Here is an 11772-nt window from a genome sequence, read left to right as displayed (position 1 = left end):
CCGCGCGCGGCTTGGCAAGCGCGAACTCCCGCGACCTGCGCTTTTCCCGCGCAAGCTGGGACCGAACGTCGCCGTTCCGCGGCTCGCCGCGAAATATCCTTCGCCTTTGCGAGGAAGCCCGATATGACTCCGGCGCAAAAACTCCTCAGGAAAGGGACGACGCATGTCGAATGTGGCGGTCATCGGCGCCCAGTGGGGCGACGAGGGCAAGGGAAAGATTGTGGACTGGCTCTCCGAGCGCGCCGACGCGGTCGTGCGCTTCCAGGGCGGACATAACGCAGGCCATACGCTCGTCATCAGCGGCCAGACCTACAAGCTTTCGCTCCTGCCTTCGGGCGTGGTGCGGGGGGGCAAGCTCTCCTTCATCGGCAACGGCGTGGTGCTCGACCCTTGGGCGCTGCTCGCGGAGATCGCGAAGCTGGGGGCTCAGGGCGTGCAGATCGGGCCGGACAAGCTCTTCATCGCCGAGAACACGCCGCTGATCCTGCCGCCGCATCGCGAGCTGGACCAGATGCGCGAGGAGGCCGCCGGCGCGTCGCGCATCGGCACCACCGGACGCGGCATCGGCCCGGCCTACGAAGACAAGGCGGGGCGTCGCGCGATCCGTCTGGCGGATCTCGCCGATCCCGAGACGCTGGAGGCGCGGCTCGACCGCTTCCTCGCCCATCACGACGCGCTCCGCAGGGGCCTCGGCGCCGAGCCCATCGACCGGGCCGCGCTCAAGGCCTCCCTCGAGGAGATCGCGCCTCAGGTGCTGCCCTATGCGGCGCCGGTCTGGCTGCGGCTCTCGGAATTGCGCAAGCAGGGCGCGAAGGTGCTGTTCGAAGGCGCCCAGGGCGCCTTGCTCGACGTGGATTTCGGCACCTATCCCTACGTGACCTCCTCCAACACCATGGCCGGACAGGCCGCCAGCGGCTCGGGCATGGGGCCGGGCGGCGTGGGCTATGTGCTGGGCATCGCCAAGGCCTACACGACGCGCGTCGGCGCGGGCCCCTTCCCCACCGAGCTCTTCGACGAGATCGGCGAAAGGCTGGGCGCGCGCGGCCATGAATTCGGCACCGTCACGGGGCGCAAGCGCCGCTGCGGCTGGTTCGACGCGGCCCTGGTCCGTCAGACCATCGCCACCGCCGGAATCCACGGAATCGCCCTGACCAAGCTCGACGTGCTCGACGGGCTGGATGAAATCCGGATCGGCGTGGGCTACGAGATCGACGGCGTCCGCCACGACCATCTCCCGACCGCCGCCGCGCTCCAGGCCAGGGCCAAGCCGATCTACGAGACTCTCCCCGGCTGGTCGGAAAGCACGCAGGGCGCGCGGCGCTGGGCGGATCTGCCCGCCGCCGCGATCAAATACGTCAAGCGGCTCGAGGAGCTGATCGACTGCCCGGTGGCGCTGCTCTCCACCAGCCCCGAGCGCGAGGACACCATCCTCGTGACCGACCCCTTCGCGGGCTCCGATTCCCGCTGAAACGACGAAGACGCCGCGCGGAGGGCTCCGCGCGGCGTCCCTGTTCGAGGACCGGGCGGCGGCCTCAGGGGCGCGCGAGCATCATGGCCACGGCGATGCGTCCGTCGCGGATGGCCACGCCCACGCCCGCCGTGAAGAGATTGGCGTCGAGCAGGGCCTCGCGATGGCCCTTGTCGCTGTTGAGCCAATCCTGGATCGCGCGGCGCTGATTGTCGGGAATGGTCCAGTTGATGCGGCCCTGAGCCTCCCAGAGATTCTCGGCGACCTCCTCGTAGGAGGGGACGGCGTTCTGCTGGAGGCGCTCCTTGAGGGCGCGGCCGTCGGGGGCGAAATGGCCGAAGAAATCGCCCGAGATCATGTCGGCGGCGTGGGCGCCGGCGGCCTTGGCCAGAGCGAAGTCGGGCGTCAGGGGCCGCAGGCCCCGCTTGCGGCGCTCGACGTTGGCCTCCTGGAAGACCGCCAGGCTGAGGTCCGTGGCGAAGCGGTTCGAGGAGACGCCCCAGGGCCCGCGCAGATCGCCCGCCATCTGCGGCGTCGAGGAGGCCGGGACGATGGGCCGGTAAGACCCGTCGCCCGAGGGCGCGCGGCGGTCGAGGGAGGACAGGTCGAGCGAACCGGTGGACGTCAGGTCGATGGGCTTGTAGATCGACGGATCGCCGCCGCGGATGGTCGGCAGACCGGCGCTGACGATGTAGGCGGTCTGGGCTTGCGCCTGAACCGCGCCGAGCGTCAGGATCGCGCCGGCCAGCAAACGGCGAAGCAGAAGAGAGGTGCGCATGGTCGGGCGGCTCCGAAAGGGCGCCGCGCGGCTCGGGAGGAACGAACCGGCGGCGAAAGCGCGAAGAGATTCCGCGCAAGGGCCCCCGCAGGTTGAACGCTTGTGGTTACCGAGACATAAACACTCTCCCTATCCGCATGGATCATGTCCGCCGGGCGGGCCGGGCCCTGGTCCGGCCGCGCGGCCCCTCCGGGAGCCGTCTCCCGGTTTCCGCTGTCAGGAGTCCGAAGCGCCGTGAACTACCGTCACGCCTATCACGCGGGCAACGCCGCCGATGTGGTGAAGCACGCCCTTCTCTGCCGGGCCCTGCTGGCCATGACGCGCAAGGACAAGCCCTTCCTCGCGCTCGACAGCCACGCGGGCGCGGGGCTCTTCGATCTGGCGATGGACGAACGCGCCCTGCGCGGCGGCGAATGGCGCGGCGGCGTCGGGAGGATCCTTGAGGATCCCGCGCCCCATCCCCTGCTCGACCCCTGGCTGGACGCTCTGGACGAACTCAACCTCGACCAGCCCGAGCGGCGCTTCTATCCGGGTTCGCCCTGGCTCATGGCGCGGCTGACCCGCCCCGGAGACCGGGTCATGGCCTGCGAGCTGCATCCCGAGGAGGTCCCGCTTCTGGAGGAGACGCTCCGGCCCTTCGCCCGCGCGCGCGCCTATCACATGGACGGCTACGACGCCCTGAGCGCCTTCCTGCCGCCGACCTCCCGGCGGGGGCTGATCCTCGTGGACCCCCCCTTCGAGCGCAGGGACGAATATGAGCGCATGGTCAAGGGGTTGAAGGCAGGGTTGAAACGCTTCGCCTCCGGAGTCTGGCTGCTCTGGCGCCCGATCAAGGCGGGGGGCGCGGACGCCGGATTCCTCGAAGCGCTCCAGGAGGTCTCGGCGCCGGTGCTGGACCTGCGGCTGGATTTCGCCCCCCGCGAGGCGCCGGGCCTGACCGGCACCGGCATGACGGTGGTCAACCCGCCCTACGGCTTCCCGGAGGAGGCCGCCACGCTGCTCGAATGGCTGACCCCACGCCTGGCGGTGGAGGGATTCCGGGGGCGCTGGTCGGGAGAATGGATCCGCCCGGAGAGCTGAAGCCTCCATGAAAGATGGGGCCCGGGCGCGGAGATTCCGGGTTTCCCTCCTCCGGATGAATCGTATGATGTGCGCGGAACATCCGGACAGCTTCACGCCGCCTGCGCTGCGCTCCGGGTCTGGGGCGAAGGCGGCTTCAGGAGGAAGATCCCATGCGACGCCTGAGTCTCGCGTTCAGCCTGCTCGCCGCCCTCCCCGCCGCAGCCCAGGACCACGGGTCCTTCGGGGGACAGGGAGCCCGGGCGGAGATCCAGGCTCTCCGGAGCCCCCAGGCCGGACTCCTCCTCGCGCCCGAAGGCTTCGACCCTCACGGGGCTCAGGGCGGCCCGCAGGTCGGCCCGCCGCCGGTCTACGGCGGGGTTCCGGTCGGGCGCCCTCCCGAAGCGGAGCTTTACGAACAGATGTTCCAGGCCTGCCTCGCCCGGGCCTTCGGCGCCTTCGACAGAGCGATCTGCCAGAGGGAGCGCGACGCCGCCAGAAACGCACGGCTTCTGCGCTCGAGCCGCTGAAGGCCCGCAGGACTCGCCCCGCCGGAGCGACGGAATCCGCCCCTGCGCGTGGACGGATCATCGCCCCCGGGGCCGGAGGATGAGCTATCATGGACTCCGCATGGCGTCCGCGGATGATCCGCGAGACGCAATCCCCGGAGGCTCCCTGTCATGAAATCCTTCGTCTTCGCCGCGCTCGGCGTCGCCCTGCTCGCGGTTCCGGCCTGCAGCCGCCAGGCCGCCCACGCCCCGACGCCGCGCCCCGTCCCGACGCCGCCGACCGAACTGGCCGAGACTCCGCAGGATCTCTGTCGGGCCGCCGCGCTCCAGAGCCTCGTCGGGGGGCCGCTTTCGGCTCTGCCCGCCGTGCCGGACGGCGTCTCGCGCCGCGTGGTCGGCGAGGGAGATCCCATGACCATGGATCTGCGCCTTGATCGCCAGACGGTGGTCTATGACAAGGCCACCAGCAACATCCGCTCCATCACCTGCGTCTGAGACGCCCGAGCGCGCCCTCGCCGCGACGCGGGGGCGCTCTCTCTCCCCTGGAGGCGCCGGGCGCTTCAGCGCCCTCCGCGCGGCCCGCCCCGCCATGAGCCGCGGGGAATCACCCGCGTCACGCCGAGCGAGCCGCGTTTCGGCGGCGTCGGGGTCTGCGGCGCCAGATGCCTGGGCGGAGGCGCCTTCGGCGGCGGAGGCGGCGCCTTGAGGACGTCGATCTCGCTGGATTCGGCGGCCTTGACCAGATCCCGCGCCAGAGTCAGCGCGCCCTTGAGCCGGGCTTCCGGAGTCTCCCAGTCGCGCAGGACCACCAGAGAGGAATCCGGCTTCAGACGCGCCAGAGCCCCCTGACGCATCGCCCAGGAGGCCACCCCCGCCGGATTCTTCACCGCGCCCTCGCGGAAGGAGATCGAAGCGCCCTTGGGTCCGCCGTCCAGCCTGGCGATCCCCGCCCGACGGCAGAGCCCCTTCAGACGGATGAGCTTGATCAGCCCCTCGACTTCCGGCGGCGGAGGCCCGAAGCGGTCATGGAGTTCGGCGGCGAAGCCCTCCAGCTCCGCGCCCTCCTCCAGAGAGGCGAGGCGGCGGTAAAGCCCCAGACGCACGTCGAGATCCGCGGCGTAGCTCTCGGGGATCAGCGCCGCCACGCCCAGATTGATCTGCGGCGACCAGACTTCGGCGACCTCGGGGAGATCCGTCTCGCCCGAGCGCATCCGCTCCAGAGCCTCCTGCAGCATGTCCTGATAGAGCTCGAAGCCGACTTCGCGGATATGGCCCGATTGCTCCTCGCCGAGCAGGTTGCCCGCGCCGCGAATGTCGAGGTCGTGGCTCGCCAGAGTGAAGCCCGCCCCGAGCGAATCCAGCGAAGCCAGAGCCTTGAGCCGCTTCTCCGCCGCCGGAGTCAGAGCCTTGCGCGGCTGGGTGGTCAGATAGGCGTAGGCGCGGGTCTTGGCCCGCCCGACGCGCCCCCGGATCTGATAGAGCTGCGCCAGGCCGAACATGTCCGCCCGATGGACGATCAGCGTGTTCGCCGTCGGGATGTCGAGGCCCGATTCCACGATGGTCGTCGCGAGCAGCACGTCATAGGCGCCGTCGTAGAAGGCGTTCATGATCTCGTCGAGCGCCCCGGCGGCCATCTGGCCATGCGCGACCGCCACCTTCACCTCCGGCACATGCTCGCGGAGGAAGTCCTCGATGGCCGCCAGATCCGCGATGCGCGGCGCGACGTAGAAGCTCTGACCGCCGCGGTATTTCTCGCGGAGCAGCGCCTCCCGCGTCGTGACCGGATCATAGGGCCCGACATAGGTCCGGATCGCCAGACGATCCACCGGCGGCGTCGCGATGAGCGAGAGCTCCCGCACGCCCGTCATGGCCATCTGCAGAGTGCGCGGAATGGGCGTGGCGGTCATGGTCAGCACATGGACGTCGGATTTCAGCTCCTTGAGCCGCTCCTTGTGCTTGACGCCGAAATGCTGCTCCTCGTCGATGATCAGCAGCCCGAGCCGCTTGAATCCGACGTCCTTCGCCAGCAGCGCATGGGTGCCGACCACCACATCCACCACGCCCTCGCGCAGGCCGGATTTCGTGTCGGCGGCCGCCTTCGTGGAGGTGAAGCGCGAAAGATCCCGCACTTGCAAGGGAAAGCCCCGGAAGCGGGTCTCGAAGTTCTTCGCGTGCTGGCGCGCGAGCAGGGTCGTCGGGGCGATCACCGCCACCTGAGCCCCCTCCATGGCCGCCACGAAGGCCGCCCGCAAGGCGACTTCGGTCTTGCCGAATCCCACGTCGCCGCAGATGAGCCGATCCATCGGACGTCCCGCCGAGAGGTCGCCCAGCACGTCGGAGATGGCCGAAAGCTGGTCGTCGGTCTCCTGATAGGGGAAGCGGGCGCAGAACTCCTCGAAGAGCCCCGAGGCCGGATGATAGGCCTCCGCCGTCCGCAGGCGACGCTCGGCCGCCACGCGGATCAGGCGCTCGGCGATCTCCAGCACCTGTTTCTTGAGCCGCGCCTTGCGGGCCTGCCAGGCCCCGCCGCCGAGGCGGTCGAGCTGCACGCCCTCCGTGGCCGAGCCGAAGCGCGACAGAAGCTCGATGTTCTCGACCGGGACGTAAAGCCTGGAATTGCCCTCGCCGGCGTATTCCAGCGCGAGATAATCGCGTTCGGCGCCGTCGGTCTTGAGCATCTGGAGTCCGAGATAGCGCCCCACGCCATGCTCGACATGCACCACCAGATCCCCCGGCGAGAGGCTCGCCGCTTCGGAGATGAAGTTGTCCGCCCGACGCTTCTTGCGCGCCGCCCGCACGAGCCGGTCGCCGAGGATGTCCTGTTCGGAGATCACCGCGAGGTCTTCGGTCTCGAAGCCATGCTCCAGAGGCCAGACCAGCAGACGCGCCGTCTCGGCGCCTTCCCTCGCCGCCGGGAGATCGCCCCAGCGCGGCAGGATCACGGTCTTGAGCCCGTGGTCCTCCAGCAGGCCGCCCATGCGCTCGCGCGAGCCCTCGGAATAGGCCGCCAGCACCACCCGTCGCCCCGACTTCATCCGCTCGCGGGCGTGAGCCGCCAGAGCGTCGAAGAGGTTGATCTTCTCCTGAAGCCGTTCGGGGGCGAAATCCCGGCCCGGACGCCCCCCGGCGTCGGCGAGATTGGGCCCCGCGCCCAGAGGAAAGGGCGAGAAGCCCCGCACCGCCCGATCCGCCAGAGCCGCCGCCCAATCCCGATCGGTCAGATAGAGCGAGGCGGGCGTCGCAGGCCGATAGGGCGAACCGCCGATGCCCGGCTTCTCCAGAGCCTGACGGCGATTGTCGTAATGATCGCGCACCACCTCCATGCGCGATTCCCGCGCCTCCTCGGCCTGGTGGTCGAGCGAGACGGGCGCGCCTTCGGGCAGATAGTCGAAGATCGTTTCGAGGCTGTCGTGGAAGAAGGCGAGCCAATGCTCCATGCCCTGATGACGGCGCCCCTCGGAGACGGCTTCATAGAGCGGATCGTCGCCCGCCGCGCCGAAGGTCTCGCGGTAACGCTGGCGGAAGAGCCGGATCGAAGCCGGAGTCAGCGGCGTCTCGGAGATGGGCGCCAGCTCCAGACGCTGCAACTTGCCTTCGCTGCGCTGGGTCTCGGGATCGAAGCTTTTCAGACTCTCCAGCATGTCGCCGAAGAGATCGAGCCGCACCGGCTTTTCGGAGCCCGGCGGAAAGGCGTCGATGACGCCGCCCCGGATGGCGTAATCTCCGGGCTCGGCCACCGAGCTCGCCCGCACATAGCCGTTTTCGGCGAAGAAGGCCTGAAGCTGGTCGAGGTCGATCCGCGACCCCACATCCGCCGCGAAGCGCGCGCGGCGCAGGCTCTCGCGGGGCGGAACGCGCTGCGCCACGGCGTTGACCGTGGTCAGGATCACGCAAGGCCGGTCGAAGCCCTCGGCGAGATGGGCCAGCGTCGCCAGACGCTCCGCCGCCACCGCCGGATTGGGCGACAGCCGGTCGTAGGGCAGGCAGTCCCAGGCGGGCAGCCTGAAGACCGGGACTCCCGGCGCGACCACCCCGAGGGCGGTCTCCATGGCGGCCATGCGGGCGTCGTCCCGCGCGACGTGCAGCACGGGGCCTCTGGCCCGCTCGACGAGCCGGATCAGCAGCAGGGCGTCATAGCCTTCGGGCGCCCCGCCCACGACGATGCGCCCGGGCGTCAGGGCGGGGGTCGAGGGCTGCGGCGGGCGCTGAGGGGTCTTGCTCATGATGCCCCGAGCTAGCATTCCGGCCCCGGCCTGACAAGCGCGCCTTTTCAGGGGGGTCTGACGGAAAAACGCCGCCGGACGGGCCATCCGGCGACGTTTTTCCCGACTTTGCGAGGCCCGGAGCGTTTCGCCGCGGCGAAAGGCTCCGGACTCCGGTCACGCGTCAGAAATTGTAGCGCAGGCCCATGTTGACCAGATGCGCGTCGTAGTCGATCTCGCCGTCCTTGCGGCCGGAGCCGGTCTTCAGATCCACGCCGGGGACGCCGATGTAGTTGTATTCGGCGAAGAGGTCGAGCTTGGGATTGACCTCGAAGGTCACGCCCGCGATGCCCTTGTAGGCGAAGCCCCAGTCGTTCTCGTAGCCGTCATGGCCGTCGCCGACGTTGATCCCCGCCGCGCCCACGCCCGCGCCGATGTAGGGACGGATCCCGCCCCAGCCGAGGTCCGGCGCGTATTCGACCTGAGCGAAGAAGGCCTCGCCGTTGATCGCGTCCTTGTTGAGCATCCGGCGGCCGTTGATGATCTGGCCGCCGCGGGGCAGCTCATGCCGGATGTAGTGGTTCTGCAGCGAGACGCGCACCTGGTCGTCGCAGCCGACGCCCTGGCCGCGCAGCCGCACGCCGAGGCCGCCCGCGACATGATAGTTCTTGTCCAGGCCGCGGCTGGCCAGACGCAGACCGTCGATGTTGTCGCCGGCGTAGGCGTAGCCGCCGCCGATCTGGCCGTAGAAGTTCCGGTTGCCGCCCCAGGGCGCGCAGTAATCAGCCACCGGCTCGACCACCACGGGCACCACCACCGGAGGCGGCGGCGGCACATAGGCCGGCGGAGGAGGCGGAACATAGGCGGGCGCGGGCGGCGCCACGTAGACCGGCTCGGCGTAGACCGGCGCGGAGACCACGACCGGAGCCGGGGTGTAGATCGGCGCCGGAGCGGGCGTGTAGATCGGCGCAGGCGCCGGAGCCACATAGGCCGGAGCGGCGTAGGTCGTGGTCGTGACCGGCGCGACCGGGTTCAGCGTGATCGTGCCGGTGATGGTGCCGGTGATCTGGCCCGTGAAGGTGCCCGACATCGGTCCGGAGATCGCCGCCGTGATGGGCGCCGAAATCGTGCCCGAGGTGTAGCTCCCCGGCGCGACGCTGGTCGCGTAGGAGACCGGCGCGTAGGAGGCGGGGAGGACGCCCGTCGAGGAGACGACCTCGGAGGCCGCGTGATACTGGGCTCCGGACATCGCCCCCGCGGAAGCGTTCAGAGAGCCGCGCAGCACGTCCGCCGACACGAAGACGTCGCGGGGGGAATAGGCGCCGTACGCCTGCGCCGCCGCCGTTCCAGCGAGCAGCGTCGCCACGCCGGACGCCACTCCCGAGAGGGTGAGGAGTTTCATGATTGCCTCGAAACGCTACATTGACCTGAAGGATATATTGCGCACGAGTCGCAAATTTCTCAATCCTGTTTCTGTCTTTCGGGAAATTCGTCGAAATACGTGGCATTATCGCCGATCATGCGGAGTTCATGAAGTTTAATCATGAACTTAGCTTGTCCCGATTTCAGACGATGCGGTCCAGAATGGGACGAAGGGCGAAGCGACAGGGATTTCAGTCCGAACTCCGGCCTTCCGCGCCCCGGCTCCGGCCCGGCCTCCGGCGGCTCGCCGGAGGACCATGACGAAAACTCATGGGCGCAGGGATGATTTCAGCGGATTCCGGCGACGCAGACCTCGCGCCGCCGGAGTCCGCGGAACGCGCTCCCGCTCGGGAGGCGCTCAGTTGAACGAAATGCGCAGGCCCGCCGAGAGCAGATGGGTGTCGTAATCCACCTTGAGCAGGCCGTCTTCGCCGCAATCGCACTCGACGTCGGGCGCGATGACGTAGGCGTATTCGCCGAAGGCCTCGAGGTTGTCGCTCAGCGCGACGCTCGCGCCCACCGAGGCCTTGACGCCGAAGGAGCCCTTCAGATCCAGGCCGTCCACCTTCGGATCCACGTAGCCCACGCCCAGGCCGACATAGGGCTGGAAGGTCTTCGAGACCTCGAAGGCCTTCTCCACCGTCACGAAGCCCGCATTGGCGCTGTGGTCGATCTCGTAGGTGGTGGAGCCTCCGCCGCCGTTTCCGCCGCCGCCGTGCTTGCCGCCGCCCCAGGAGGGCTTGCCGCCGCCGCAGCCCGGCTTCTGCGATCCGCAGTCGCCGCCGCCATGTCCGCCGTCGTAGCCGGCCACCTCGATCTTGCCCGCCAGGCGCAGATACTCGACCTTGGCGCGCCATCCGCCGCTGAAGCCGACGCCCGCATGGACGCCGAAATTATAGCCGCGGTCGATCTTGAGCCGGTCGCCGTCGCCGGAGAAGGCCGCGCCCAGAGCCGCGCCGCCCTGAACGCCCACGAAGACGCGGGGGCCCCAGCCGCCGCGGGTCTGGACGAGGGTCGGCTGGACGCTCGTCACGGCCACGATGTCCTGGGTGGTGGTGGTCTGCTCGTAGACCGGCGCGCCGACCACGGCGCCCTGATGCGCGACGCCGTAGCCGTAGCCGGTCTGGACCTGGCCCTGGGAGACGCCGTAGGCGGCCTGCTGCTGGAGGAGGTATTCCTCGCTCACCACCTGGCTCTCGACCAGGGGCGCGCCCTGGGCCGAGCCCGCGAAGTCGCCGCCCCAGATGGCGCCGCCGGTCTGGATCGCGCCGCGGTCGTCGTAGACGGGGCGGCCGTTGACGAAGATCGGCTGCCCCGGCGCGGCCTGGACCGCTCCGACGGGAGCGCCGTACTGGACGCCGGCGCCCTGAGGCGCAGCCGCGTAGCCGCCCGCCAGCGCGGATCCGGCGACCCCCGCAAACAGAGCCGTGTAAACAAGAAGATGGCGCTTCATCTGCGAGTCTCCGCAAAATTCCCGTTGAGGACATCGATTGCGGAGAAAACAGCAAGAAGCGTTCCAGATGCGGATGAACAGGGAGTTTACGTTAAAGGATATCCGGAGAAGGCGCCCCCTTCAGGTCGAAACCGGATTTCTCGCCTCCAGATGATCCACAATGAAACAAGACCGCCGCCCCTTGCGGAGCGGCGGCGAAGATCGGACCGGAAAGGGACCAGAAGGGGAAAAGGCCTCAGAAGCGCTTCTTCAGACCCACGCGGCCCACATGGATGAGGGAGTTGGTCTGGTCGAACTTCCCTTCCGCCGCGATCATGTCGTACTGGCCGTAGAGGGAGATGGTGTCGCCCACGGCGAGGTCGCCGCCGAGCTGGAACTTCGTCGCCCAGAGGTAGTCGTCGCCGTCCGAGCCGAAGTCATGGGTCAGGAAGCCGAGGCCGAGGCCCAGATAGGGCCGGAAATAGCCTTCCATCGGAATGCGGTATTGCCCCGTGACGAAGCCGGCGAAGAGGTGGTCCTCCTGATCCTGCATGATGGTGCCGATCTCGCCGCCGTAATGGAGGAAGAGATTGCGGTCGAGGCCCAGATACTGGGCCTCCAGCTGGAAGGCCCAGTCGCGGCCCACCTCCACGCCGAAGTTGGCGCCCAGAGCCAGGCCCTTGCCGCGCGTCCTCTGCTCCCAGTAGTCGGATTCCTCGTAGACCCGGACGTAATGGCCCAGCTTCGTCTGACCGATTCCGGCGTCCACGGAGGCGGTGAAGCGCACCTGTCCGCCCCAGCCCGAACCCTCGGCCCGCGCCGGGAGAGCGGCGGAAAGCGCCGTCGACGCGGCCGCTGCGATGATGAAAGAAGTCCGGCGCATGCGTTGTCCCCTGCTGCCT

Annotated in this window: 9 protein-coding genes; 4 read left to right on the top strand and 5 right to left on the bottom strand. The window is 69.2% G+C overall.

Going from position 1 to position 11772, the window contains the following annotated elements; translation table 11 throughout:
- Window positions 1-163 precede the first annotated feature (163 nt).
- Window positions 164-1468 carry an adenylosuccinate synthase gene (locus PHN62_RS08505; protein WP_300149065.1) on the top strand — a complete coding sequence of 435 codons (1305 nt, stop codon included), beginning with the start codon at window positions 164-166 and terminating at the stop codon, window positions 1466-1468.
- A 64-nt stretch (window positions 1469-1532) separates the two neighbouring features.
- Here PHN62_RS08505 and PHN62_RS08500 read toward each other — a convergent pair whose 3' ends face one another.
- Window positions 1533-2246: a CAP domain-containing protein gene (locus PHN62_RS08500; protein WP_300149062.1), complete on the bottom strand. Its 714-nt coding sequence runs from the start codon at window positions 2244-2246 to the stop codon at window positions 1533-1535.
- A 234-nt stretch (window positions 2247-2480) separates the two neighbouring features.
- Here PHN62_RS08500 and PHN62_RS08495 point away from each other — a divergent pair, with 234 nt between their 5' ends.
- The 3 genes from PHN62_RS08495 to PHN62_RS08485 all read left to right on the top strand — a co-directional run bounded on the left by PHN62_RS08495 (window position 2481) and on the right by PHN62_RS08485 (window position 4309).
- Window positions 2481-3326, top strand: a complete 846-nt coding sequence (locus PHN62_RS08495; RefSeq protein ID WP_300149059.1) for a 23S rRNA (adenine(2030)-N(6))-methyltransferase RlmJ — start codon at window positions 2481-2483, stop codon at window positions 3324-3326.
- A gap of 152 nt (window positions 3327-3478) precedes the next feature.
- The gene (locus PHN62_RS08490; protein WP_300149056.1) at window positions 3479-3835 is read left to right on the top strand and encodes a hypothetical protein; all 357 of its coding nucleotides are present in this window, start codon (window positions 3479-3481) and stop codon (window positions 3833-3835) included.
- A 150-nt stretch (window positions 3836-3985) separates the two neighbouring features.
- Window positions 3986-4309, top strand: coding sequence for a hypothetical protein (locus PHN62_RS08485; RefSeq protein ID WP_300149053.1), 324 nt, complete (start codon window positions 3986-3988; stop codon window positions 4307-4309).
- 65 nt (window positions 4310-4374) lie between these two features.
- On the opposite strand, the gene mfd is transcribed toward PHN62_RS08485, so the two are convergent.
- From mfd to PHN62_RS08465, 4 genes are all read right to left on the bottom strand, one after another.
- Window positions 4375-8037 carry a transcription-repair coupling factor gene (gene mfd / locus PHN62_RS08480; protein WP_300149051.1) on the bottom strand — a complete coding sequence of 1221 codons (3663 nt, stop codon included), beginning with the start codon at window positions 8035-8037 and terminating at the stop codon, window positions 4375-4377.
- Between the two features lie 163 nt (window positions 8038-8200).
- Window positions 8201-9418 (bottom strand): outer membrane beta-barrel protein, encoded by a 1218-nt coding sequence (locus PHN62_RS08475; protein ID WP_300149048.1) that lies wholly within the window; start codon window positions 9416-9418, stop codon window positions 8201-8203.
- A 378-nt stretch (window positions 9419-9796) separates the two neighbouring features.
- Window positions 9797-10891 (bottom strand): outer membrane beta-barrel protein, encoded by a 1095-nt coding sequence (locus tag PHN62_RS08470; RefSeq protein WP_300149046.1) that lies wholly within the window; start codon window positions 10889-10891, stop codon window positions 9797-9799.
- Window positions 10892-11126: 235 nt separating this feature from the next.
- On the bottom strand, window positions 11127-11753 hold the full coding sequence (locus PHN62_RS08465; protein WP_300149043.1) for a hypothetical protein: 627 nt from the start codon (window positions 11751-11753) through the stop codon (window positions 11127-11129).
- Window positions 11754-11772: the final 19 nt, after the last annotated feature.

This window comes from Neomegalonema sp., from assembly GCF_028688855.1.
Lineage (GTDB): Bacteria > Pseudomonadota > Alphaproteobacteria > Rhodobacterales > Rhodobacteraceae > Neomegalonema.
This window is presented reverse-complemented; position numbering and strand designations above follow the sequence as displayed.